Raw genomic sequence first — 25277 nt, 5'->3', positions numbered from 1 at the left:
ACTCTACTTCTTCAGTGTTAGCTCCGAAAATAAATTCTCCAGGTTCTTATTCTTCCGGTTGAGCTGTAAGGTCTTTAATCCGTTGTCATGTGCAAAATCGAAAACCGTGGGACGCATGTCTTTTTCAGTGTCAAAATAGAGTTCGTACACAAATCCGCCGGTGTTTTTGAGGTTCATAAGGTGGGGTAAGCGATTGAGTGCGACTTCTTCAATGCGGTAATCAAACTCGACTTCAATAATCTGCACCTGCTCATCACGTAGTTCCTCCAGCCGCTTATCGGCCACGATCTTTCCGTGGTTGATGATGATCACGCGCTCGCATAAAGCTTCTACTTCCCGCATGATGTGGGTGGAGAGAAAGATGGTTTTTTCCTTTCCAATTGTCTTGATCAATTCCCGAATCTCTACCAGTTGATTGGGATCGAGGCCGGTAGTGGGTTCGTCGAGAATAAGTACATCGGGGTTGTGCAGTAGTGCCGTTGCGAGACCTACCCGTTGCCGGTAACCTTTTGAAAGCTGCTCGATCTTTTTATTAGCTTCGGGAAGAAGTCCGGTTTGCAGAATCACCTCTTCAATCCGGCTTTTTGGCACCTTATATATAAGGGCGTTAAATTCCAGGTATTCCCGCACATACATATCGGTATAAAGGGAGTTGTGTTCGGGTAAATATCCTGTGCTTCTCTGCGCCTGCAACATATCTTCTGTAAGGGGATAACCGTTTACAGTGGCTTCGCCCGAAGAAGGCTGTAAATAACCGGTAAGGATCTTCATTAAAGTAGATTTACCCGCCCCGTTAGGACCAAGAAAGCCGACAATTTCCCCTTTTTGAATAGAAAAGGAAACTTCATCGAGGGCTTTTTGTTCTCCGTAATATTTAGAGACCTTGTTTACCAGTATTGACATAACAGCTTTTTTTCAAAAGTAAATCATCTTTTTTATAAGGCAGAAAATTTATTCAGAAGAATTCAAATGTTGTTAAAATTAACGAAATCGTTCTCGTGATTTTTTCAGAAAAAATCATTCTTTTTTGAAAATATATGCTACATTAGCTTTTCACAAAGAGAAAAATGAACAATTTATTTATCTGGAACGCCTGGTATTATTTTTATTTCTATTTCAGAGATAAGATCGGGAGTGCCGTATAATTAACCAATATTATAACTGAAATCCCGATGTAAGCATCGGGATTTTTTTTTGCCGTAAAAATATATGCAGGAAAAAATAGCCATACAGGGAATAAAAGGATCTTTTCACCACCAGGTAGCCAGAGAGTATTTTGGAAAGGAAGTGCCGGTAGACGAGTGCCAGTCATTTAGAGAAGTTGTAGATAGTTTATTGACCAATCGTTCTGTAAGTGCTGTAATGGCGATAGAGAATTCTACTGCGGGTACTATTCTCCCTAATTACGCCCTTATTGATGATAATAACCTACAAATAAAAGGCGAGCATTACATCCCAATTTTTATGAACCTTATGGTGCTGCCGGGGCAAAAGATCACCGATATTAAAAAGGTGTGTTCTCACCCAATGGCCCTCCTGCAATGTCAAAGCTTTTTTAAAGATCATCCACACATAGAACTTATTGAAGATACCGATACAGCCGAGGTTGCCAAAAGAATTAGGGAGCAAAAGCTTACCGGTGTTGCAGCTGTGGCCAGTAAAGCCGCTGCAAATATCTACGATCTTGAAATTTTGCAGGAAGGCATACAAACCATGAAGAGCAATTCTACCCGTTTCCTTGTGCTTTCCTCAAAGAATGCGGCTCCCGTGGTTACCGGCGCAAATAAGGCTTCATTAAAATTTGTCCTGGAAAACAAAAGAGGAAGCCTGGTAAGCGTGCTCAATATTCTACGGGATTTTGATCTTGATATGACCAAGATACAAAGCATACCGGTGATAGATGTACCATGGAAATATGCATTCTTTATTGATGTGCTTTTTCAGGAAGAAGAGGAATTAGAGAAAGTTTTAAAGATACTTTCAGAGTTAACCGAAGAATTAAAGGTGTTAGGAATTTATAAAAACGGCTTATTATGATCGCACAGGCTAACAGACTAGACCATGTAGAAGAATACTACTTCTCAACAAAGCTAAAGGAAGTAAGGGCGCTACAGGATTCGGGGCAACCCATCATAAATCTCGGCGTAGGAAGTCCAGATCTACAGCCGCCACCGCAGGTGATGACGGCCCTGCACCAGGCGTTGCTCAACCCATCGGCACACCAGTACCAGCCGTATAGAGGAACCAATGATTTCAGAAAATCTATAGCGGAGTTCTACAAGAATTTCTATAATGTAGGTCTAAATCATGAAACGGAGATCCTTCCTTTAATGGGTAGCAAAGAAGGGATTACCCATATATCCATGGCTTTTTTAAATGAAGGTGATGAAGTGCTGGTGCCAAATCCCGGTTACCCTACCTATGCTGCCGTAAGCCGACTTGTTGGAGCGAGTACAGTTTTATATGATCTAAAAGAAGAAACCGGTTGGTTGCCCGATTTTGAGGAGCTTGAAAAAAGAGATCTAAGCAAGGTAAAGCTCATGTGGGTGAATTATCCTAACATGCCTACAGGAGCAGTGGCCAAAAAAGAGCTTTTTGAGAAGTTGATTGCCTTCGGAAAAAAGCACAGCATCCTTATTGTAAATGACAATCCTTATAGCTTCATCCTCAACGAGGAGCCGGAGAGCATCCTGAAATATTCAAGTGATTTGAAAGGAATAATGGAACTTAATTCCCTGAGTAAGAGCTTCAATATGTCTGGTTGGAGAATTGGTATGCTTTGCGGCAGTGAAAAGAATATAAATTCTGTACTCAAAGTAAAGACAAATATGGACAGTGGGATGTTCTTTCCACTTCAGGCGGGAGCAGCAATGGCTTTAAGGCTTCCGCAGGAATGGTTTAAGGAGCAGAACAAGATTTACATGCGCCGTAAAGAAGAAATCCGGAAGCTCGCTACAGCTTTAAAATGCAGTTTTTCTGAAGATCAGGCAGGAATGTTCCTGTGGTGCAAAGTCCCTGAAGGAAATACTTCGGAAGGATTTGTGGAACATCTGTTGAAGGAATATCACATCTTCGCAGCCCCCGGATTCATTTTTGGAAGTCAGGGAGAAGGCTACATCCGGTTTTCTTTATGCGCTTCCGAAGAAAATATTATTAAAGCCTGTAATAGATTGACGGCATGAAGGTTCACATTATAGGTCTGGGTTTAATTGGCGGCTCTTTTGCACTGGGGCTTAAAAAGGCTTTTCCGGAGGTTGAGATCTCGGGCAGTGATGCCAGTGAGGCACACCTGCTAAAGGCCCAGGAGCTTAAACTTATTGACTGCGCGGCAACTTTAGAAGAAGCGAAAGATGCAGATGTGGTGATTATTGCAGTGCCGGTTGACGTGGCCAAAAAAGTTGCTCTTCAGGTTTTGGATGCGGTGGGGGCCAACACGCTCATTTTTGATGCGGGTTCAACCAAGGCAGGCTTATGTGAAGCAATAGCAGCACACCCAAATAGAAGGAATTTCCTTGCAGCCCACCCCATTGCCGGAACCGAATTCTCGGGTCCCGAAGCGGCTGTAGAAACCCTTTTTCATCAAAAGACCAACATCATTTGTGAGGTAGAGAAAACGGCTTTTAAACTTCAGGAAAGAGCCCTGGAGATCTTTCAGAAGTTGGGAATGCGCATCAGGTATATGGATCCTGCCTCGCATGACAGGCATATCGCCTATGTTTCTCACCTTTCTCACATCAGTTCTTTTATGTTGGGAAAAACTGTACTTCAGAAGGAACAGAACGAAAAAGACATTTTTGACCTGGCAGGCAGCGGATTTGCTTCTACAGTGCGGCTGGCAAAAAGTTCGCCCGCCATGTGGACGCCAATATTTCAGCAGAACAAGAACAATATTCTCGAGACACTCGAAGAGTATATCAATAATCTTTCAGAATTCAGAGAACTTCTCAAAAATGACAATTTTCAGGAGGTTTTTAGAGAGATGGAAAGAACCAACCATATTAAAACAATTTTGAACGGAATAAACTGATTAACTAATGGAAAACAAGAAAGAACTCAGAACCTGGTTAGACAAATTTGGATTAGATCATCCGCTGGTAATTGCAGGGCCATGCAGCGCTGAAACCGAAGAGCAGGTGCTCAAGATTGCGCACCAGTTAAAAGATACCGATGCCACCGTGTTAAGAGCGGGAATCTGGAAACCCCGAACCCGTCCCGGGAATTTTGAAGGCGTTGGTGCTCTTGGGCTAAAATGGCTGCAAAAGGCAAAGCAGGAAACAGGTATGCTTACTACTACCGAAGTTGCGAGCCCACATCATGTAGATCTTGCGCTTGAGCATGATATCGACATTCTGTGGATTGGTGCAAGGACTACCGTTTCCCCTTTTATTGTTCAGGATATTGCCGATGCGCTTAAGGGGACCGATAAGGTGGTGCTCGTGAAAAACCCTGTAAACCCCGATTTGTCGTTATGGCTGGGAGCGGTTGAAAGATTCTACTCCTGCGATATTAAAAACCTGGGGGTGATTCACCGCGGATTCTCTGCCTATGAAAAAACCAAATACAGGAATAACCCCGAGTGGCAGATTGCCATTGAACTTCAGAATAAATTCCCCGATTTGCCGTTAATCCTCGATCCGTCGCACATCGCCGGTAGAAGGGATATCATTTTCGATCTCTCCCAAACTGCACTGGATTTAAATTACGATGGCTTGATGGTGGAAACACATTATGACCCCGATAATGCATGGAGTGACGCAAAACAGCAAATTACGCCTGCTGCTTTGGTGCAGATCATGAAAGACCTTAAAATTCGAAAAGAAGTTTCAGAAAGTGAAGAATTTCAGAAGAAACTTCACAACCTTAGGGCTCAAATTGATGTGACCGATAACCAATTGATTGAATTGCTCTCAAAAAGAATGAAAATTTCCGACGAAATTGGAAGGGTGAAGAAATCTCAGAACGTTTCTGTGCTTCAAACTAAAAGGTGGAACGAGATCCTTGGGAAAATGGTTCTCGAAGGGGAGCAGCACGGGCTAAGCGAAGAATTTATTTTGCGTTTGTTCAAAGCCGTGCACCAGGAATCTATTAACCACCAGGAAAAGATCATGAAACAATAGGTTTAGAGCTGGTAATAATGAGTAGTTAGTTTCCGGTTTGAAATTCTAATCTAAATTTTTCTTGTTAATTTGTTGTGGTAAAAAATCTCCTTCAAAAATGCCATTTTTGGACCATCATTCAGAAGAAAATTTTTGGAGGAGCTATTTTTGAAAAGCACTAAATGAAAGGAACTGTTTATAAATCTACCGGAAGCTGGTACCAGGTAAAAGCCGATGACGGCCGATTTTTCGATTGTAGGATCAAAGGAAAATTCAGGATCAAAGGCATAAAAAGCACCAATCCCGTTGCGGTGGGAGACCGGGTGGAGTTTAAGTTGGAAAATAATGGCGAAGAGGAGCAAAACGGGGTAATTACAGATATTGCAGAGCGCGAGAACTACATTATCCGTAAATCGGTTAATCTTTCAAAGCAAACACACATTATAGCTTCAAACATTGACCAGGCTTTTTTGCTGGTCACGCTGAACAATCCGCCTACTTTTACCACTTTTATAGACCGTTTTCTTGTTACTGCGGAAGCTTATCACATCAAAGCTATTTTGTTGTTCAATAAGATAGATTCTTATAAACCCGAAGAACTTGATGAGGTGAAATATTTAGCGGCCATGTACAGGCAAATTGGCTATCAATGTATAGGGATTTCGGCCAAAACCGGGAAAAATGTAGAGCAGGTAAAGGAGCTCATGAAAGATAAAACCAGCATGATCTCCGGTCACAGTGGTACTGGAAAATCGACTTTGATCAATGCCATTGAACCAAAACTCGATCTAAAAACTACCGAAATTTCTGAACAGCACCGGCAGGGGCAACATACCACTACTTTTGCCGAAATGTTTGATCTCGATTTTGGGGCGCGCATCATCGACACCCCCGGAATAAAAGGCTTTGGGGTGGTAGACATGGAAAAAGAGGAATTGGGAGATTATTTTCCCGAATTCTTTGCCCTCAAACAGGACTGTAAATTTTACAACTGTCTGCACCTGGAAGAACCAAAGTGTGCGGTAAAAGATGCATTAGATGCCGGGGAGATCCCATGGTCCCGTTATAAAAGTTATTTACAAATCTTAAAAGGCGAAGACGAACAAAACTATCGTTTTGATAATCATCAGCAGGAATGAGAGCAGTAATACAAAGAGTTTCTGAGGCATCGGTGACCATAGAGGGTGTCAAAAATGCCGAAATTGGAAAAGGTTTATTGGTACTTATTGGAATAGAGGATGAAGATGACAGTCAGGATATTGCCTGGCTGTGTAAGAAGATAGTGAACATGCGCATTTTTAATGATGCTAATGATGTAATGAATGACTCGTTGCTTGACGTAAATGGCGACGCAATTGTGGTGAGCCAGTTTACGCTTCACGCCAGCACTAAAAAGGGCAACAGGCCCAGTTACATTAAAGCCGCCAAACCCGATGTGGCAATTCCGCTCTATGAAGAATTTGTGTCTGCTTTTGAAAAAGAGCTGGGAAAGAAGATTGGAACCGGAAAGTTTGGAGCCGATATGAAAGTGAGCCTTCTTAACGACGGGCCGGTAACTATAATAATTGATTCAAAGAATAAAAGTTAAAATAACATCATGAACATTGCAAATGCACAGAAGGCTGTAGATGCCTGGATAAAGGAGCATGGGGTGAGGTACTTTAATGAGCTCACCAACATGGCCCAGCTTACCGAAGAAGTAGGGGAGGTTGCCCGTATAATTGCACGAAGGTATGGGGAGCAAAGTGAAAAAGAAAGTGACAGGGCAAAAGACCTTGGCGAAGAGCTGGCCGATGTGGTTTTTGTAGTGCTTTGTTTGGCAAACCAAACAGGAATAAACCTGCAGGAGGCATTTGATAAAAAACTGGACCTTAAAACCCAACGTGACAAAAACCGTCACAAGAACAATGAAAAATTAAAGTAAATGCGCATTTTTGAAGATGTAAAAAATCCAGATTACTGGGTAAAGGTGCTACAACTGGGTACCATTTTTTTTGTGATATTTGTTGGGCTTTCACTAATTATCTCCCATTTTAGACAAATTATTTCAGGGGAATTTGCCCTGATCTATGAAGATGAATTCGCCAATGGCAAATGGGTAGAATATTTCCTGATAAAGGCTGTAATAAGTCTGGTATACGCAATGTACATGACGAGCAGGCGTAAAAATTTTAAAAGAGAGTAAATTATGCATCTGCACCTATCTACACAAAACCGCGAACTTTCGGGAAAGATTGCTGTTACCGGTTCAAAAAGTGAATCGAACAGGTTATTGATCCTCCAGGCACTATATCCTAACCTTGAAATTGAAAACTTATCTAATAGTGACGATACCAAAGTACTTCAAAAAGCGCTGGGGTCTAAAAATGAGGTAATTGATATTCACCATGCAGGCACTGCGATGCGATTTTTAACCGCATACTTTGTTTCCAAAGAAGGGAGGGAAGTACTGCTTACAGGAAGCCAGCGAATGCAGGAACGGCCTATAGCGATACTGGTAGATGCACTTCGGGAATTGGGAGCAGAAATTACTTATGAAAAAAACGAGGGCTTTCCTCCTTTGAGGATAAAAGGAAAAAAACTCCTGAAGAATGAGGTGAAAGTGCAGGCCAATATTAGCAGCCAGTATATTTCGGCATTAATGCTGATAGCACCATCCCTGCATAAAGGCTTGAAAATTTATCTTGAAGGGAAAGTGACCTCTGTACCGTATATTAAAATGACCCTGCAACTCCTGAAGCAGTGCGGGATAAACGGTTCCTTTGAAAACAATGTGATTTTTATTGAACCCGTATCCCAAATATCTCAAAAACAAATCATAGTGGAGTCTGACTGGAGCTCGGCTTCCTATTTTTACAGCATGGCTGCGATTTCAGGTTCTTCTGAAATTAATCTTACTTCCTATCGCGAGAACAGTCTGCAGGGAGATCGAAGTACGGCAGATATCTACCAAAAATTAGGTGTCAAAACGACATTTTTGGAAGGTGAGTTAAAACTGGAGAAGACTGAAGTTGAGCTGCCTGAAATTCTTCAATTGGATTTAGCCAACAGCCCAGATCTTGCGCAAACAGTGGCCGTTACCTGCTTTGGCCTTGGGATTGGAGCTCAGCTCACAGGCCTTCATACCCTTAGGATCAAAGAAACTGACAGGCTTCAGGCGTTGAAGAACGAAATCGAAAAACTGGGAGGCAAGGTGGAGATCACAGAAGATACTTTGCAACTTTCAGCTTCCGAAGAGATCAATCCAAATATTGCGATAGACACTTATAATGACCATCGTATGGCGCTTGCATTCGCGCCCCTGGCATTAAAAGTTCCTATTGTTATTAATGATGCCGGGGTGGTGAGTAAGTCATTTCCGGAGTTTTGGGAGAACCTTCAGCAGCTAAAGTTTTCCGTAAAAGAATCAGTTAAAGAGTAGAAAATTCTTAAAAGGTGGGGACGTATGGCCCCGTCAATTAACAGATTTCTTAAATAAACCTGCATTTACTTGACAACCCCTATCCCGAGGTTGTATATTTGCAGCTTCTTAAAATCTATCTTATATGGGAATGAAATTATCGCACTTCAATTTTGACCTTCCGCCCGAACTATTGGCAGAATATCCTGCCGAGAACAGGGATGAAGCCAGGTTAATGGTTTTGAACAGGAAAGAGCAAACAATTGAGCATAAACAATTTAAGGATCTTATCGATTATTTTGAGCCGCAAGACGTGATGGTGTTAAACAACACCAAGGTTTTTCCTGCACGTCTATTTGGTAATAAAGAGAAGACCGGTGCCCGGATTGAAGTGTTTTTGTTGAGAGAATTAAATGCTGAGACCCGCCTGTGGGACGTGCTGGTAGATCCTGCCAGGAAGATTAGGATTGGTAATAAACTATATTTTGGGGAAGATGAAAGTCTTGTGGCCGAAGTTATTGATAATACAACATCTCGTGGAAGAACACTGCGTTTTCTCTACGACGGTTCTTACGAGGAATTCAGAAATAAACTGACAGAACTCGGTGAAACTCCGCTTCCAAAATACATTAAAAGAGAAGTACAACCCGAAGATAAAGACCGTTACCAGACCATCTATGCAAAGACCGAAGGTGCTGTTGCGGCCCCTACTGCCGGCCTTCACTTCTCAAAGCATCTTTTGAAGAGGTTGGAGATCAAGGGAATTGATTTTGCTGAAGTTACCCTTCACGTTGGTTTAGGAACTTTTAGTCCGGTTGAGGTGGAAGATCTTTCCAAGCACAAAATGGACAACGAAGAAGCTTATATTGAAGGGCCTGCAGTGAACACCATTAACAAAGCGATCCAGGAAAAACGCAAAGTTTGTGCGGTAGGAACTACGGTAATGCGTTCTTTGGAAAGTTCGGTTTCTTCAAACAGAACCCTGAATGAATTCCAGGGCTGGACAAATAAATTTATTTTTCCTCCTTACGATTTTAGTATTGCAAACTGTATGATCACCAACTTCCATACACCAAAATCTACTTTATTGATGATGGTTTCTGCTTTTGCAGGGCACGATTTTATGAAGAAGGCTTATGCTGAAGCTGTGAAAGAAAAATACAAATTCTACACTTACGGAGACGCTATGTTGATCCTATAGTTTAGAGTGTTCAGTGCTCAATATAAAGTGGGCAGTTGCTTCTAAAGAAATATAACCAACCTCACAGGTTTTTAAAACCTGTGAGGTTTTTTATTCATAGGAGGGTAAATACCCCGAGGCTTGCCTCGTTAGTAAATGTTGTAAAGTTAGAAAACGTGTTCCACTAAAATGCTCCGTGGGCTTGCCCCGGAGAAATTTACTTAACATGCTGACCTGCCTATCGGCAGCAGATTTGTTAGAGTATCCAGATAGAATTTTCAGAATAATTTTGATTCCGGAATTTTAGTGCAGAATTAAATTCTGGCTAACTTATTGATCCTCAAAAATGGCATTTTAAAGAGGTATTATAAATCCCATTTACTTTAGTACTTTTGCAGCGTGAAAGACAAGAAGAAAGACATACGGGCATTGACCAAAGAACAGCTTCAGCAATTCTTTGTTTCTCAAGGAGATAAATCCTTCCGCGGAACTCAGGTTTATGAGTGGCTTTGGGGCAAAGGAGCCCATTCTTTTGAAGATATGACTAATATCTCAAAGGATACGCGTCAAATGCTGAATGAAAACTTCGTCATCAACCATATTCGGGTAGACCAGATGCAGCGAAGCAGTGACGGGACAATCAAAAACGCTGTAAAATTACATGATGATCTCACGGTAGAATCGGTTTTAATTCCAACTCCCTCAAGAACTACTGCTTGTGTTTCTTCGCAGGTAGGCTGTAGCCTGGATTGTAAATTTTGTGCGACCGCCAAACTTAAGCGCATGCGCAACCTGAATCCTGATGAAATTTATGATCAGGTAGTGGCAATAGACAATGAGAGCAGGCTGTATTTTGATAAGCCCCTCTCAAATATTGTGTTTATGGGTATGGGAGAACCCCTCATGAACTATAATAACGTGCTAAAGGCCATTGAAATGATCACTTCTCCCGAAGGATTGGGGATGTCACCAAAACGTATTACCGTTTCTACTTCAGGGGTGCCAAAAATGATAAAAAGAATGGCCGATGAAGAAGTGAAATTTAAACTAGCTGTTTCCCTTCATTCAGCAATAGATGAAGTGAGAACTTCTATTATGCCATTTAATGCCACCTTTCCTTTAAATGATCTTAGGGAAGCGCTTGAATACTGGTATGCTAAAACAAAAAGCAGAATTACCTACGAATATGTGGTTTGGAAAGATATTAACGACAGCAGGAGGGATGTAGAAGCCCTGGTAAGGTTTTGTAAGTATGTACCGTGCAAAGTCAACCTCATTGAATATAACCCTATAGGCGATGATCATTTTAAACAGGCTCCCGAATCAACAACTAACCTGTATGTAAGAGAGCTGGAGCGCAATGGTATCACCTGTACCGTGCGCCGTTCGCGCGGAAAGGATATCGATGCTGCCTGTGGTCAACTTGCCAATAAGTCTAAAGAAGTTGCAGTTTAGAGATCCAAAAATGGCTTTTTTGGAAGGTGCTGAAAAATTATTCTTTTAACTATCTTAGCAGCCCTAATGAAGGTAATTTCTAAAATAAAGCTGCCGGTAGAGAAGGAGATGGAACTTTTTGAAAAGAAGTTCACTCAGTCGATGTCTTCAAAAGTGGCCTTGCTAAACCGGATCACGCACTTTATTGTAAACCGAAAGGGCAAACAAATGCGCCCTATGTTCGTTTTTCTCGTGGCCAAAATGGTTGCAGATGGGAAGGTGAACGAACGCACCTACAGGGGGGCTTCGGTAATTGAATTGATCCATACCGCTACTCTTGTTCACGATGATGTTGTAGACGATTCCAACCGCCGTCGTGGCTTCTTTTCCATAAATGCACTCTGGAAGAATAAAATTGCCGTTCTGGTAGGAGATTATCTACTTTCAAAAGGTCTTTTGCTGTCTATAGATAACAATGATTTTGATCTTCTTAAGATCATCTCGGTTGCTGTAAGGGAAATGAGTGAAGGGGAACTGCTACAAATAGAAAAAGCCCGCCGCCTCGATATCACTGAAGAGATCTACTACGAAATCATTAGGCAAAAGACAGCCACCTTAATTGCGGCCTGTTGTAGCCTTGGAGCTGCCTCTGTTCAACCCGATTCTAAAGAGGTAGAAAGGATGAGGCATTTTGGGGAGCTTATAGGAATGGCTTTTCAAATAAAAGATGACCTGTTCGATTACGGCAATGAACGTATAGGCAAACCCACAGGGATAGACATTAAAGAGCAAAAAATGACGCTGCCATTGATACATGTCTTAAATAAAATTTCGGCAAAAGAAAAAGCCTGGGTCATCAACTCGGTGAAAAACCATAATAAGGATGCGAAACGGGTAAGAGAAGTCATTGATTTTGTAAAAGAAAAAGGAGGTCTTAAATACGCTGTTTCAAAAATGCAGGCATTTCAACAAGAAGCATTGACTATGCTCGAAGAATATCCTCCTTCTCCATATAAGGATTCTCTCATCCTCATGGTAAACTACGTTATTGAACGTAAAAAGTAACTTCCAGGTTTTCTAAAATCTTTTTAAATCTCTCCATCATCTTTTTTGTTAAGGTAGAAATACATTTCCATTTTTCAGTGGATTGGTTCTGATATACCAGAAGGAAAAAAATTGTACTTTTATGCATTAAAAGTACTTACTCATTACTTGCTCAAATATTTTTTTTGCTATGGAAATATTTCGATTTAATGTATTGGTAATCATTATTTTATCATTTACATCTACTACAGCACAAGAGCTTTCTCCACCTATACATAACTACTCTTCTTTTAGTTATAAGGCGGCCAGCCAGAATTGGGATATTGCACTTGATGAAAGCGGAGTGATTTATGTCGCGAATAACCAGGGCCTCTTATCTTTTGACGGGCAGCGATGGGAATTATTTGATCTCGAGAACCGGGCGGTTATAAGATCTGTGCTTCCTCATAAAGGAAAGATCTACACAGGTTCTTACCGGGAATTTGGGTACTGGGAAAGAGATACCAGGGGTGATATGTGTTATACTTCCCTTATTCCCCTTTTGGGCGAATATGAACTGCAGAGTGAGGAGTTCTGGGAAATTATTGCACATAAAGATGCTATTTATTTCAGGTCTTTTGGAGCAGTTTATCGTTATGAAAATGATAAAATCACTCCTGTGCAAAGGGTGAACGTCAATCAAATGGAGATCTATAAGGACAGGCTTGTGGTGGCGACAGGAGATTCCGGGCTCTTTTACTTAAATAGTAGCGGAGAAATGGAGCCATTGCCCAACCAGGAAGTTCTAAAAGATGGGGTTGTAAGAGAACTTATTGTACATGGGGATGAATTGTTAATTGGCTTAAAGGACGATATCTTTCTTTTTGACGGTGAAAATATTCGAAGGCTGGTTGATAAAGGACTTCAGGAGGAGCTTCAGCAGTATGAGCTCAACCATGTATTATCTCTTTCTTCAGGGGAAATTCTAATTGGAACACTTAAATATGGCATTATTCAGTTTAATGAAGGTACCGGTGAAATCTTCTCGTATAACAGGTGGGACGGCCTTCAAAATAACACTGTTCTTGCCATGGCCCAAAATAAAGGTAAAATCTGGTTGGGGCTTGATAATGGGATTGATGTCGTTGATATATATTCTCCTTTTAGGTTCTTTACCGATGAAAGTGGAGAATTGGGTTCTGTATATGATTTAAATTTTAAGGGTGACGATCTTTATCTCGCCAGTAATACCGGCGTTTTCAGGATGAATGATGAGAAGATAGAATTACTGGAGGGGGCCGAAGGTCATTCCTGGAATCTGGAGGTTCACGACGGGGTGATGTACAGTAACCATAACAACGGAACTTTTAAAATTGTAAATGACCGTTTTGTGCCTATCGACAGGCGTACAGGAAGTTTCCAAATCTTAAAGAATGGTAATAAAAGATTTTTCATAGGAAGTTACACGGGAATAGATCTTTTTAATGAAAATACCGAAGAAGTGCAGCGCCTTAAGGGAATAGACTTTCCTGTAAAGCAGATGCTGCTAGAGAATAATTCTACCCTCTGGGTGACAGATTCTTATGAAGGTATCTACAGGGTAGGCCTAAACAGTGAAGGCGACAGTATTACTTCTGTAAAGAAAATAAGCGCGTCAACCGGTGTAGGGAAGCAGGAAGCTGAACTGTACAGGGTAAATGGGCAAATTGTTGCTTTTACTAGTGGAGAGTGGTACCACTATAATCCCTTTACGCAAAACCTCGAATTATTATCTGAATGGCAGGAATATGAAGGCAAAAGGCTTTTAGGACAGGATGGTAAATATTTCTGGTTCATGGATTCCGAAAAGAATCTTTTAACCGTCACAAATTTTAAGGATGATAAGATCCTGGTAACGGCAGGGATGTTAAACAAGCGTACCGTAAAGAAAAATGAGCGGCTCATAAAGCTGAACGATTCCATTTACTACATCACCCTCCACGACGGTTTTGCCAAGCTTAATCTTAATGAGTTAAAGGATTTTAGTTCCCGGGAATTTTTGAGTACACCGGTAGTGCAGAAGCTGTACGACGGGACTAATTACTATGACCTTAATATTATTCCCCATATTCCCTCCAAACAGGCAAGGGAGGTGACCATTCTTACCGGTTTACCCGTTTCGGATGCTGTGGGAATGGAATACGAACTCGTGGGGAATAATACGGCTGCCGTGCGAGGGGAAGTGCAGGAAGGAAAGATTCAGTTTCAGAATTTACCATACGACCAGTATGAGCTGAGGTTAACAGCCGTGGGATCTCAGCAAAAAGCTTCGGTATTTAGTGCTTTCAGGTTTGTGGTAGATCCTCCATGGTATTTAAAAGATTACATGAAGGTGTTGTACCTCCTGTCTTTGTTGATGCTGGTTGTGCTCATCTACTATATAAATAAGCTGAAACTTCAGCAACATAGAAAGATACTCAAGGTCAGGTATCAAAAGGAGCATGAAGAGAGAATGAACAAGCTTGAGAAGGAGCAGCTTATTAATGAGATTAATATGAAGCGCAAAGAGCTGGCAAATTCTACCGTGATCGCTGCAAAGAAGAATGAAGTTCTTATGCAGATACAGGGGGAATTGAATAAAGACAAAGCAAAATTTTCAAATCAGTACCGGCTTAAACACATAATGAATAAGATAAATAATGCCGTACAGAATGATGATGAGTGGAAAGTCTTTGAAACTAATTTTAATGAGCTACATGAAGATTTCTTCAGAGATTTACTAAGTAAATTTCCAAACTTAAGTAATAGAGATCTTAAACTTTGTGCCTACCTCAAGATGAATCTCACTTCAAAGGAAATTGCACCTTTAATGGGGATAAGTGTTAGGGGGGTTGAAGTACACAGGTACAGGCTTAGAAAGAAAATAAATGTAGATACTTCAGAAAACCTCACGAACTGGTTAATTGCCAACTTTAAATAGCCTGTAAAAAGTCCAAAAACCACTACATCATTACTACATCATATTTTAATTTTTTGATTTAAATATTACTTCATGATGCTCGTAAGTTGCTTAAAAACAGTACCTTTATGAGTATTTGCCTTTGATGTAGCGATTGTGTACTATAACGTTTTCGGGTAACGGGGTTGTAATGTACTTTCATGTTGAATTTTGTAAACGGTTTACCCTATGAAAATTAGATTATTACTCACATTTGTAGCTCTCCTGTTCTGCGGAATAGGCTTTGCTCAACAACCAAAAACTATTTCGGGAACCATTGTTGGTTCCGATGGTATGCCTTTACCGGGTGCGGAGGTGAAGGTGATTGGGAAGAATATTTTTGACATTACCGACTTCGACGGGAATTTTGTTCTCGAAGGAGTGGTTGAAGGTGATACCTTCAGAGTTACTTTCCTGGGATTTAAACCTCAGGAATTACCAGTGGTTGGGACTAATGACTATCAGATTACTTTAGAGGAAGACGCTGCTGCCCTTGACGAGGTAGTGGTAGTTGGTTATGGTACCCAGAGAAAAGCCGATCTTACCGGTTCTATTGTTACTATTGAGTCTGAAGAAATAGAAAAGACACCAACTTCAAACGTCATGCAGTCATTACAGGGAAAAGTGGCAGGGGTGCAAATCACTTCTGTAGGATCTCCGGGTAATTCGCCTAACGTGCGGGTGAGAGGTTTAGGTACTTACACAAGTGGTACTAATGTTCTTTATGTTGTTGATGGTGCCCTTTATGACAACATTGACTTTTTAAGTACAAAAGACATCAAATCTATCAACGTTTTAAAAGATGCCTCTTCTTCAGCCATTTACGGGGTGAGAGCTGCAAACGGGGTGATTATTGTAGAGACCAAATCTGGTCGTATAAACCAGAAGCCCCAGTTTGAATATGATGGTTATACCGGGGTGCAGAGGGCTCAGGATGTGGTTAAAATGGCTAATACCGAGCAGTTTACCACTATGGTGTACGAGTCAGGCTCACAAGCCGATATCCAGTTCGTTCTTAATGCCATGCAACGCTTTGGGCGTAGCAGGGTTAACCCCAATGTTCCCGATGTGAATACCGACTGGTATGATGAGATTTTGAGAGAAGGCCTTATCCAAAGTCACAGTATTGGCGTTTCGGGAGGGGGAGATAACGTAACCTATTCGGTTGGTGCCAACTACTTTGCACAGGAAGGTATCCTCGACATGAAGAATGAGTATGAAAGATTCAATATTCGTTCTAAGATGGATGTTGATATTACCGACAGGTTTAAAACCAGCGTGAACATGGTTTTTAGTAATGCAACCCAGTTTCAGCCCGATAATGCGGCCTGGTTTAATGCATATTTCGCGGTGCCCATCCTTCCGGTTATTGACCCTCTTAACACGGCAGCTTCGCCTGTGAGATATGCCAATGCCCAGCTTTTGGGTTACAGGAATACCCAAAACCCGCTTCCAATCACCAAATTCAATGAAGATCGTCTAAAGATCAGGAAGTTGTTGGCTACTATGGATTTTCAATATGAAATTATTGAAGATAAGTTGGATATAAAGACCACTTACAGTCATAACTTCTCGGCTTTAGAAGAGCGTTATGTGAACCTTCCATATACCCTGGGGAACAACTATGAGGTTCAATCTTCAATAAAGAGGGAAAACAACTCTTTCTCCAACCAGTACTGGGATAATGTTTTAACCTATAAAGACCAGATTGGCGACCACAGGTTTACGGCTATGGTAGGTACTTCTTTTAGAGATGAGGCTGTAAATGAGCTTGAAGTAACCGGAGAAAGAATCAGGGGTATAGGCCTGGAGTCGAGCTGGTACTTAGATTTTGCCGATCCCGAGTCTTTCAATAATAACGTGAAAGAAATAGGAAAAAGATATTACGGAATGTCCTATTTTGGAAGGGTTTCCTACAGCTTTATGGACAGGTACCTGCTTTATGGAACCTTCAGGGCCGACGGATCTTCCAAATTTACACTTGATCCATGGGGTTATTTCCCTTCAGTTGGTTTAGGTTGGGTAATTTCCGAAGAAAATTTTATGGATAATGTAGGCGTAATTGATTTTCTGAAATTACGTGCTGCCTGGGGTAAACTTGGTAATGACAATGTTGCTGCCAGTGCCGGTTCTAATACTATTGATGTTGTTTCTGCGCCCTTTGGCGATAACCCGCGCACAGGAATTGTCTCTACCAGTGTTTTTTCAAATAACACCTGGGAGGTCATAGAAGAACTTAACTTTGGGGTTGATCTTGAAGTTCTGGAAAACAGGTTGTCTCTAACTGCCGATTATTACATCAGGGATACCGAAAATGCTATTTTACCTGTATATATTCCTATTGTAGATGCGAGTATTGACAGGAATTCTGGTGTGATTAGAAATCAGGGTCTTGAACTTAGCGCTAACTATTTCGGAAACATTGGAGAAGATTTTGAATTTTCTATAGGAGCAAACTTCACCACTCTTAAAAATGAAGCTACTCAAATTGAAGACGATAGAGGGTACATTGATTCCGGATCGGCAGAATTTCGTCAAAGAACTATTGAAGGCGGTCCTCTTTTTGGGTTCTATGGCTATGAAAGAGTGGGGGTTTATCAAAACCAGGCGCAAATCGATGCAGATCCTATTGCAGTAAGTAATAACCTTGTTCCCGGAGATCTTATATACAGAGATCAAAACAACGACGGCATGATTACCGATGAAGACAGAGTTGTGTTAGGATCATTCCTGCCCGATTTCACTTACGGAGGAAATATTGCAATGAACTACAAAGCTTTAGATTTTTCCATGAGCTTTTACGGCCAGGCCGGGAATAAAATCCTTAACAGAAGAAGAGGGGAAATTATTTTTACCAATGATACCAATATGGATGCCGATCTTGCCATTAACAGGTGGCATGGGGAAGGCACAAGTAATACCTATCCTTCTGCTGCAGGAATGCGCAAGGCATGGAACCAGCGCCTAAGTGATTTTTGGGTTGAGGATGGAGATTTCTTCAGAATTCAAACCATACAACTGGGCTATACTGTAGAACAGGAAGATTTACCATGGATGCGGGTATATGTTACTGCTGAAAGGCCTTTCTCTTTCTTCGACTATAACGGATTTACTCCTGAAGTGCCCGATGGTGTAGATAGACAAACCTATCCGGTGCCATCAATCTATACAGTGGGAATAAATGTTAAATTTTAATTGACAGACGAAATGAAAACTTCAAAAAATATATTTATCCGTCTTTCTGTACTGGTTTTGGCACTGGCAGTAAGCTCCTGTTCCGATAAACTCGATACACAGGAAGGTCAGCTCAATACAGGAGACATTGATTATACCGATGCCAGCCAAATGATAGACCCTCTAATTGGTGCCTATTATGAAATTAGCAGTCTTGGCTGGGAAGAACCTTTGCTATTGGGGGTTCGTGGTGATGATGTAAATTCCGGAGGGTTGGGTGACCAGCCTCTTTATACCGAAACCGATCTTTTTAATTACAATAAAGATTTCTGGATGTACAACCAGGTATGGAATTCTCATTACAATGACATCATCAACATGAATACTGCCATCTTGCAGATCGAGAATTTCATGGAATACGCCAACGAAACAGATTTTGCCCGTGGTGAGCAATACATTGCTGAAATCAAGGTAATAAGAGCATGGCTTCATTTCAATCTTGCCAGGAACTGGGAAGATATTTTCATCATTACTTCAAATCAACCTGAAGCCGAACTGGAACAGGGAGTAGCGACAAAAGATGAAGTGATGCAGTTTATCTCTAATGAGATGGATGAGGTGATACCGCTTCTTCCAGATGCAAGACCAAACCAACGTACAGATCTTCAAGGGGGAATTACCCGTTACACCGCTTATGCTATGAAAGCCCTTGCTGAACAGGAACTTCAGAATTACCAGGGCGTGGCCAATGCTACAGGTGCTATTATACATTCAGGTTTGTTTTCTCTTTACCCCGATTTTTATCAGCTGTTTAAGAAGCCGGGAGAATTGAGCAATGAAAGTTTACTTGAGTTTCAATATTCAGATTATGGGTCTGAGTCGGGAGAGGCTTTTTACCACCTTTATGCACCTTTTGGGCCACAAAACTGGGATCCTGCGAGAGACAACGCCGAGGCTGGATGGGGATTCTATGAGCCAAGCAACAAGTTTATTGGCTTTATGATTGACAGGAATGAAACCGTACGTCTTGAAACCAGCGTGTTATTCACTCCCGAAGGGATTGCAGAACTTCAGGCAGAGGGTTATACCATCCCTGCGTTTGTTAGCAATGTGACACCTTCCGATGATGTGATCAACAATTATGTAAGAGCAAATTTTGCCAGTGGTAAACATTACCTGCCCTCTGTGCAGCTTACCGATGGGCGTAATAACTACGGTGCCGGTAAGAACTTTATCGTGATAAGATATGCCGAGATCCTGCTCATGTATGCCGAAGCAGTGACCAGGGGTGCCAGTGCTACAGCAATTCCTGCCGATGAGGCTGTAAACCTGGTGAGGGAACGTGCAGATATGTCGCCACTTTCAGGAGTTACTACAGAACAGGTGCTCGATGAAAAATTTGCCGAACTCGCTATGGAATGGGGAATAAGGTATTACGATATGATTCGTCTTGACAAATATCAGGAACTAAGCTACGATGGCAGAACATTCACCGCCGCCGATGAGTACCTGCCTTACCCACAGGCACAGGTTGACGCCTTACCTTTAGAAGCTACCAATGTAGATACTAATACGGCACTTAATGATGTATTATCAACTTTAAACAGGTAAAAATGAAAAATTTAAATATCAGAATTTTTGGCTTTCTTGCCTTCTTGTTTATCTTGGCAGGTTGTGAGCGCGAAGGGATTGATCCTATCACAAGGGTAGAACCCGGGCAGGATGAAGGAGCTCCACAAGTCAATATAAAATACCCCCAGCAGGGAACCGTGATCAAAGAAGCTTCAGAGCTTTCTAATATTACCATAGATCTTGCGGTTGAAGATGACATAGAGATCCAGGAGATCGTGGTTCTTGTAGATGGACAGGAGGTAGAAACCTTCACCGAATTCACCGATTACCGTATAGCACTCAAAAAGGTCACTTTTGAAGGGCTTTCAATGGGTGAGCATACAGTCACCGTGAAGGCTACAGATATTGAAGGTAAAGAGACCGTACAAACTACAACCTTCAGTAAAGAACCTCCATATACCCCTGTTTTTGAAAACGAGATATTCTACATGGCTTTTGATAAAAGCTTTATGGAGCTTATAGAGCTGGAAGAGCCCACTCAGGTTGGAGACCCCGGATTCTCAGATGAGGCCAAAGAAGGAACAGGCTCCTATGAGGGAGCTGTAGATTCTTACCTCACTATACCTCTTGCAGGGCTTGAAGATGAATTTACTCTTGCTTTCTGGTACAAAATAGATCCCAGCACAGAGAGAGCGGGAATTTTAACAGCGACCGATGATAGTGATAGAAATCAGGGCTTCAGGTTATTTAGAGAACCTGCTGGCGCCGATGCCCAGGTAGTGAAGTTAAATGTAGGTACCGGTGAGAGTGATATCTGGAATGATGGTGGTACTATTTCTACCGTAGAACCTGAATGGACGCATATTACCGTTACGGTTTCCCCAACAGGAACAGCAATTTATTTTAATGGTGTACTCGTAAGAGCTACTACGGTTGATAATGTTGCTATAGATTGGACAGGTGTTGAAAACCTTGTGATAGGCTCAGGGTTAAACTTTAGCGGCTGGGGCCATAATTCAGATACAAGTCTTATCGATGAGTTAAGGATCTTTGATGAAGCAATGACTGCGGAAGAAGTAAGCCTGATGGTGAACCCTCCTTCCGAAGATATTTCCCTTTACCTGCCTTTTGACGGGAATTATAACGAACAGGTCTCCGGCCGAAGCATTAATGTGGTTGGGTCTCCTCAGTTTACGCAGGATGCTAAAGAAGGAAGTGAAGCTTTAAAAGGAGCTGATGGAGCTTATTTGACCTTCCCTTCTCAAAACCTGTTAAGCGAAGAGTTTAGTGCCACTTTCTGGTACAAGGTCAATGCCAGCCCAGATCGTGCGGGTATAATTTCCATTAGTGCCGTAAATCCTGAAGGGGCCAATAAAAATAACCTCACCAAAGGCTTTCAGTTATTTAGGGAAGCATCTGGCGACAGTCAGCGAATAAAAGCAAGTGTGGGAACCGGAAACGGGAATAGCTGGAATGACGGCGGATTGATAGATCCGGCGGCCGGGGAATGGGTGCATATCGGATTCGTGATTACCGAAAACAAAAGCAGGATCTACATCAATGGAGAACTTGCAACCGAAGCTCCCGTTACCGGAGGGGTTGACTGGACCGGTGCCGATCTTGTTTCGGTAATGTCTGGTGCTCCGCGTTTCGTAGAATGGAATCACCTTTCCGATCAAAGTGCTATAGACGACCTGCGTTTCTACCGGGTTGCGCTAACAGAAGAGGAAATTGAAGCCGATATGAATAATTGATCAAGCTTTGACACTCCTCAAAAATGGCATTTTTGAGGAGTGTCAAAAAAAAATATTTACAAACTCCTACTAAATGAAAAGTCTTCTAAAATACTTTTCCCTGCTGAATATTGTCGTGCTTTTCCTTGCATGTTCAGATGATTCGGGACCGGGATATCAGGAACCCTACATTCCTGACCCTGGTAACGGCGAAGAACCGGTACCACAATTGACCGATGAAGAACTGCTGGACCTGGTGCAGGAGCGCACTTTCAATTATTTCTGGGATTTTGCCGAACCCAACAGCGGCATGGCCCGCGAAAGGTCTCAAAATGATGCCTATGGCGGCGATGCCCCGCATATAGTCACCACCGGGGGCACAGGTTTTGGTCTGGCATCATTTCCCACGGCGGTAGAACGCGGCTGGATTAGTGAAGCTGAAGCCTTAGGTAGGCTAGATAAAATTTTGAGTTTCCTGGAGGAGGTGCCAACCTATCACGGGGCATTTTCTCACTGGTACATGGGGAATACTGCTAAGACAAGACCTTTTAGCAACTTGGATAACGGCGGTGATCTTGTGGAAACTGCATTTTTGATGCAGGGCCTGTTAATTAACCGTGAATATTTTGACGATGCCCAAATTGATGATCGAATTACCACTTTATGGGAAAATGTAGATTGGGATTGGTACACAAACGGGCAGAATGTGCTTTACTGGCACTGGTCGCCTTCTTATAAATTTGAGATTGGCCTTCCCATTAAAGGCTGGAACGAATCTTTAATTGTTTACGTTTTAGCCGCTTCATCACCAACGCACCCAATTTCTACGGAAGTCTATACCAATGGTTGGGCTTCAAACGGGAGTATGGTCACTGGCAGGAACCATTACGGCCTAAACCTGCCCCTGGGGCCATCTTACGGCGGACCGCTATTTTTCAGCCACTATTCCTTCATTGGTTTAGACCCGCGTAACCTGGAAGATCAGTACGCCAATTACTGGCAGCAAAATACCAATCATACCCTTATCAATTATGAATACGCGGTTCGCAATCCGAAGAATTTTGAAGGCTATGGCGAGAATTCCTGGGGCCTTACAGCTTCCGATAATCATGAGGGCTACGCCGCGCACAGCCCTACAAACGATTTAGGAGTCATTACACCAACTGCGGCTTTGTCTTCTTTTCCCTATACTCCGGAAAAATCTATGGCTGCGCTGCGGCATTTTTATGAAGATTTGAATGATGAACTCTGGGGCGAATATGGATTTTATGACGCTTTTTCTGAAGAACACAACTGGTTTTCTAACGGGTACCTGGCCATAGATCAGGGGCCTATAGTAGCCATGATCGAGAATTACCGCACCGGGCTTCCGTGGAGGCTATTTATGGCGAATGAAGAAATTCAGGCGGGACTTGATAAACTTGGATTTACCTACTAAATCACAAAAACAATTAAATGCTGAAACAATATTCTGTACTGGCTATTTTACTACTACTTTTAATTGCGGGCTGTAAAGAAGGCCAGACAAAGGAGCAGGAGCTTGCAGCTGATAAATCTCAGCAAAAAAGTCTGTCAAAAGAGGCACTTTTGGATACCGTGCAAAAGCAAACCCTAAAATATTTTTGGGATTATGCCGAACCCAACAGCGGCATGGCCCGCGAGCGCTTTCATCCCGATGGCAATTACCCACGAAATGACTCGCATGTGGTCACTACCGGCGGCTCAGGCTTTGGGCTCATGGCTATAGTGGCAGGAATGGAAAGGAATTTCATCCCTCGGGATTCTGCCGTTGCCCGACTAAACAAGATTGCAGATTTTCTTGACAAAACTCCGAGGTTCCATGGCGCATGGCCGCATTGGATCAACGGGGAGACCGGCGACACCCAGGCCTTCGGAAAAAAAGATAATGGCGGGGATATTGTGGAAACTTCCTTTCTCGCACAGGGATTTATTGTGGTGAGAGAGTATCTCAAAAATGGCACTGAAGCAGAACAGGCCGTAGCCAAAAAGTACGACGACCTCTGGAAAGGTATCGAATGGAACTGGTACACCAATAACAAGAACGGGATCTACTGGCACTGGTCGCCTGTGTATGAATGGGAGATGGACTTTATGATAGAAGGTTATAACGAATGTTTGATCACCTATATCATGGCGGCGGCGTCACCAGGCCACGCAATTGAACCTGCAGCCTATCACGAGGGCTGGGCCAGGGGCGGTGATATTGTTTCTGATGAAGAAGCTTACGGCCTACCGCTTATTCTGAAGCACAACACTTCCGGAAGTAGGGGTGGTCCACTTTTCTGGGCACATTATTCCTACCTTGGGTTAAATCCGAAGGGCTTAAGCGATAGGTACGCCAATTACTGGGATGTTAATGTAAACCACAGCCTCATCAATTATGAATATGCCCTAGAAAATCCGAAAGATTTTGAAACATACAGTGAAAATTCCTGGGGCCTTACCGCCAGCTACACGAGAAATGAAGACGACGGTATAGGATATTCTGCACACTCACCTGATGATGACCGTGGCGTGGTTTCGCCAACTGCGGCCATTAGTTCTCTCCCTTACACCCCAGAGAAATCTTTGGATGCTATGAGGTATTTTTATGAAGATCAACATGAGTTGTTGTGGGGCCCGGCAGGATTTTATGATGCCTACAGCCTTGAGGGCGAAGATTGGGTGGCACCTTATTACCTTGCAATAGACCAGGGGCCGCAGGTGGTCATGATCGAGAACTATCGATCTGGATTGATTTGGGATCTTTTTATGCAGGCTCCCGAAATTCAGGAAGGCTTGAAAAAACTGGATTTTACCATCCAAAAATGACATTTTTAGGATAGGGTTTTTTAAGACCTGTCAGCTTTAAATATTACAACTATGAAAAATAACATTTCCCTTACTTTTCTTCTGTTCGCAGGCTTTTTCATGCTTATTTCAGCTTCAGGAAGCGCCCAGGAGCGGTTAGAGTTTCAAAAAAAGCAATTTATTCAGCAAAACGACACTTTAAACTATCGCATTCTCTTTCCGAAGAACTTTTCCGAAGAAAAAGAGTATCCTGTAGTGCTATTTTTGCACGGCGCGGGGGAAAGGGGAAGCGATAATGAAGCGCAACTCGTGCACGGGAGCGATTTGTTCCTGAAAAAGGCAAACAGGGAAGACTTTCCGGCTATTGTTATTTTTCCGCAGGCCCCAAAAGATGATTATTGGGCAAAAGTGGAGGTTGACCGAAACAAAACCCCTTTTGAATTTAGCTTTAAGAATGAGGAGGAGCCTACCAAAGCCCTACATTTGGTGATGGCTCTTCTGAATTCTGTTACTTCGGAAGATTATATCGATAAGAACAGCATTTATGTGGGCGGACTTTCAATGGGGGGAATGGGAACCTACGAGATCCTTTCCAGAATGCCTGAAACCTTTGCTGCTGCTTTTGCCATTTGTGGCGGCGCCGATCCCGGCATAGTTAAGAAATACCCTGAAGGTTTTAATATCTGGATTTTTCACGGTGAAGAAGACAATGTAGTTCCTGCCGAATTTTCTAAAACCATGGCTCGCGAGATCAACACTGCCGGCGGTAACGCAAAACTCTCTCTTTATCCACATGATAACCACAACAGCTGGGATTCGGCTTTTTCTGAACCTTACCTGCTGCCGTGGTTATTCTCTCACCAAAAAAATGATTAGA

20 protein-coding genes are annotated in these 25277 nt (G+C 42.3%); 19 read left to right on the top strand and 1 reads right to left on the bottom strand.

Annotated elements, in window-relative coordinates:
- Window positions 1-3: 3 nt before the first annotated feature.
- The gene (gldA, locus tag V5739_RS04245; RefSeq protein ID WP_423819788.1) at window positions 4-903 is read right to left on the bottom strand and encodes a gliding motility-associated ABC transporter ATP-binding subunit GldA; all 900 of its coding nucleotides are present in this window, start codon (window positions 901-903) and stop codon (window positions 4-6) included.
- 306 nt (window positions 904-1209) lie between these two features.
- Here gldA and V5739_RS04240 point away from each other — a divergent pair, with 306 nt between their 5' ends.
- The 19 genes from V5739_RS04240 to V5739_RS04150 all read left to right on the top strand — a co-directional run bounded on the left by V5739_RS04240 (window position 1210) and on the right by V5739_RS04150 (window position 25276).
- Window positions 1210-2037, top strand: a complete 828-nt coding sequence (locus V5739_RS04240; protein ID WP_266069290.1) for a prephenate dehydratase — start codon at window positions 1210-1212, stop codon at window positions 2035-2037.
- Window positions 2034-3182 carry a pyridoxal phosphate-dependent aminotransferase gene (locus V5739_RS04235; RefSeq protein ID WP_423819787.1) on the top strand — a complete coding sequence of 383 codons (1149 nt, stop codon included), beginning with the start codon at window positions 2034-2036 and terminating at the stop codon, window positions 3180-3182. The genes V5739_RS04240 and V5739_RS04235 overlap by 4 nt, the downstream gene beginning before the upstream one ends.
- Window positions 3179-4027, top strand: a complete 849-nt coding sequence (locus V5739_RS04230) for a prephenate dehydrogenase (protein ID WP_423819786.1) — start codon at window positions 3179-3181, stop codon at window positions 4025-4027. Before V5739_RS04235 ends, V5739_RS04230 begins: the two co-directional genes overlap by 4 nt.
- 7 nt (window positions 4028-4034) lie before the next feature.
- A complete protein-coding gene (locus V5739_RS04225; protein WP_423819785.1) occupies window positions 4035-5117 on the top strand; it encodes a chorismate mutase in 1083 nt (360 codons plus the stop codon).
- 161 nt (window positions 5118-5278) lie between these two features.
- Window positions 5279-6235: a ribosome small subunit-dependent GTPase A gene (gene rsgA / locus V5739_RS04220; protein ID WP_423819784.1), complete on the top strand. Its 957-nt coding sequence runs from the start codon at window positions 5279-5281 to the stop codon at window positions 6233-6235.
- Window positions 6232-6684: a D-aminoacyl-tRNA deacylase gene (dtd, locus tag V5739_RS04215; protein WP_423819783.1), complete on the top strand. Its 453-nt coding sequence runs from the start codon at window positions 6232-6234 to the stop codon at window positions 6682-6684. The genes rsgA and dtd overlap by 4 nt, the downstream gene beginning before the upstream one ends.
- Before the next feature lie 9 nt (window positions 6685-6693).
- On the top strand, window positions 6694-7020 hold the full coding sequence (locus V5739_RS04210; RefSeq protein ID WP_423819781.1) for a nucleotide pyrophosphohydrolase: 327 nt from the start codon (window positions 6694-6696) through the stop codon (window positions 7018-7020).
- The gene (locus V5739_RS04205) at window positions 7021-7281 is read left to right on the top strand and encodes a hypothetical protein (RefSeq protein WP_266069281.1); all 261 of its coding nucleotides are present in this window, start codon (window positions 7021-7023) and stop codon (window positions 7279-7281) included. It begins immediately after the preceding gene.
- Between the two features lie 3 nt (window positions 7282-7284).
- The gene (gene aroA, locus V5739_RS04200) at window positions 7285-8517 is read left to right on the top strand and encodes a 3-phosphoshikimate 1-carboxyvinyltransferase (RefSeq protein WP_423819779.1); all 1233 of its coding nucleotides are present in this window, start codon (window positions 7285-7287) and stop codon (window positions 8515-8517) included.
- Between the two features lie 130 nt (window positions 8518-8647).
- Window positions 8648-9697: a tRNA preQ1(34) S-adenosylmethionine ribosyltransferase-isomerase QueA gene (gene queA / locus V5739_RS04195; RefSeq protein ID WP_345599818.1), complete on the top strand. Its 1050-nt coding sequence runs from the start codon at window positions 8648-8650 to the stop codon at window positions 9695-9697.
- Between the two features lie 378 nt (window positions 9698-10075).
- The gene (rlmN, locus tag V5739_RS04190; RefSeq protein ID WP_266069278.1) at window positions 10076-11131 is read left to right on the top strand and encodes a 23S rRNA (adenine(2503)-C(2))-methyltransferase RlmN; all 1056 of its coding nucleotides are present in this window, start codon (window positions 10076-10078) and stop codon (window positions 11129-11131) included.
- A gap of 66 nt (window positions 11132-11197) precedes the next feature.
- The gene (locus V5739_RS04185) at window positions 11198-12175 is read left to right on the top strand and encodes a polyprenyl synthetase family protein (RefSeq protein WP_423819778.1); all 978 of its coding nucleotides are present in this window, start codon (window positions 11198-11200) and stop codon (window positions 12173-12175) included.
- 169 nt (window positions 12176-12344) lie between these two features.
- The gene (locus V5739_RS04180) at window positions 12345-15092 is read left to right on the top strand and encodes a LuxR C-terminal-related transcriptional regulator (protein WP_423819776.1); all 2748 of its coding nucleotides are present in this window, start codon (window positions 12345-12347) and stop codon (window positions 15090-15092) included.
- A gap of 207 nt (window positions 15093-15299) precedes the next feature.
- Window positions 15300-18305, top strand: coding sequence for a SusC/RagA family TonB-linked outer membrane protein (locus V5739_RS04175; RefSeq protein ID WP_423819775.1), 3006 nt, complete (start codon window positions 15300-15302; stop codon window positions 18303-18305).
- A gap of 12 nt (window positions 18306-18317) precedes the next feature.
- Entirely contained in the window at window positions 18318-19895 is a 1578-nt protein-coding gene (locus tag V5739_RS04170; protein WP_423819774.1) for a RagB/SusD family nutrient uptake outer membrane protein, read from the top strand.
- A gap of 2 nt (window positions 19896-19897) precedes the next feature.
- A complete protein-coding gene (locus V5739_RS04165; RefSeq protein WP_423819772.1) occupies window positions 19898-21610 on the top strand; it encodes a LamG-like jellyroll fold domain-containing protein in 1713 nt (570 codons plus the stop codon).
- Between the two features lie 73 nt (window positions 21611-21683).
- Window positions 21684-23027 (top strand): glucoamylase family protein, encoded by a 1344-nt coding sequence (locus V5739_RS04160; RefSeq protein WP_423819771.1) that lies wholly within the window; start codon window positions 21684-21686, stop codon window positions 23025-23027.
- A 17-nt stretch (window positions 23028-23044) separates the two neighbouring features.
- A complete protein-coding gene (locus V5739_RS04155; RefSeq protein WP_423819770.1) occupies window positions 23045-24421 on the top strand; it encodes a glucoamylase family protein in 1377 nt (458 codons plus the stop codon).
- Between the two features lie 51 nt (window positions 24422-24472).
- Window positions 24473-25276 carry a prolyl oligopeptidase family serine peptidase gene (locus V5739_RS04150; protein ID WP_423819769.1) on the top strand — a complete coding sequence of 268 codons (804 nt, stop codon included), beginning with the start codon at window positions 24473-24475 and terminating at the stop codon, window positions 25274-25276.
- Window position 25277 lies beyond the last annotated feature (1 nt).

This window comes from Salinimicrobium sp. TIG7-5_MAKvit, assembly GCF_049569215.1.
Lineage (GTDB): Bacteria > Bacteroidota > Bacteroidia > Flavobacteriales > Flavobacteriaceae > Salinimicrobium > Salinimicrobium profundisediminis.
Note: the sequence above shows the minus strand (reverse complement) of the source record. Positions and strands in the feature narration are given on the sequence as shown.

What these genes read in the sequence shown, in the direction of transcription:
- gldA (WP_423819788.1), bottom strand. Translation starts at nt 903, where the DNA reads ATGTCAATACTGGTAAACAAGGTCTCTAAATATTACGGAGAACAAAAA.
- V5739_RS04240 (WP_266069290.1), top strand. Translation starts at nt 1,210, where the DNA reads ATGCAGGAAAAAATAGCCATACAGGGAATAAAAGGATCTTTTCACCAC.
- V5739_RS04235 (WP_423819787.1), top strand. Translation starts at nt 2,034, where the DNA reads ATGATCGCACAGGCTAACAGACTAGACCATGTAGAAGAATACTACTTC.
- V5739_RS04230 (WP_423819786.1), top strand. Translation starts at nt 3,179, where the DNA reads ATGAAGGTTCACATTATAGGTCTGGGTTTAATTGGCGGCTCTTTTGCA.
- V5739_RS04225 (WP_423819785.1), top strand. Translation starts at nt 4,035, where the DNA reads ATGGAAAACAAGAAAGAACTCAGAACCTGGTTAGACAAATTTGGATTA.
- rsgA (WP_423819784.1), top strand. Translation starts at nt 5,279, where the DNA reads ATGAAAGGAACTGTTTATAAATCTACCGGAAGCTGGTACCAGGTAAAA.
- dtd (WP_423819783.1), top strand. Translation starts at nt 6,232, where the DNA reads ATGAGAGCAGTAATACAAAGAGTTTCTGAGGCATCGGTGACCATAGAG.
- V5739_RS04210 (WP_423819781.1), top strand. Translation starts at nt 6,694, where the DNA reads ATGAACATTGCAAATGCACAGAAGGCTGTAGATGCCTGGATAAAGGAG.
- V5739_RS04205 (WP_266069281.1), top strand. Translation starts at nt 7,021, where the DNA reads ATGCGCATTTTTGAAGATGTAAAAAATCCAGATTACTGGGTAAAGGTG.
- aroA (WP_423819779.1), top strand. Translation starts at nt 7,285, where the DNA reads ATGCATCTGCACCTATCTACACAAAACCGCGAACTTTCGGGAAAGATT.
- queA (WP_345599818.1), top strand. Translation starts at nt 8,648, where the DNA reads ATGAAATTATCGCACTTCAATTTTGACCTTCCGCCCGAACTATTGGCA.
- V5739_RS04185 (WP_423819778.1), top strand. Translation starts at nt 11,198, where the DNA reads ATGAAGGTAATTTCTAAAATAAAGCTGCCGGTAGAGAAGGAGATGGAA.
- V5739_RS04180 (WP_423819776.1), top strand. Translation starts at nt 12,345, where the DNA reads ATGGAAATATTTCGATTTAATGTATTGGTAATCATTATTTTATCATTT.
- V5739_RS04175 (WP_423819775.1), top strand. Translation starts at nt 15,300, where the DNA reads ATGAAAATTAGATTATTACTCACATTTGTAGCTCTCCTGTTCTGCGGA.
- V5739_RS04170 (WP_423819774.1), top strand. Translation starts at nt 18,318, where the DNA reads ATGAAAACTTCAAAAAATATATTTATCCGTCTTTCTGTACTGGTTTTG.
- V5739_RS04165 (WP_423819772.1), top strand. Translation starts at nt 19,898, where the DNA reads ATGAAAAATTTAAATATCAGAATTTTTGGCTTTCTTGCCTTCTTGTTT.
- V5739_RS04160 (WP_423819771.1), top strand. Translation starts at nt 21,684, where the DNA reads ATGAAAAGTCTTCTAAAATACTTTTCCCTGCTGAATATTGTCGTGCTT.
- V5739_RS04155 (WP_423819770.1), top strand. Translation starts at nt 23,045, where the DNA reads ATGCTGAAACAATATTCTGTACTGGCTATTTTACTACTACTTTTAATT.
- V5739_RS04150 (WP_423819769.1), top strand. Translation starts at nt 24,473, where the DNA reads ATGAAAAATAACATTTCCCTTACTTTTCTTCTGTTCGCAGGCTTTTTC.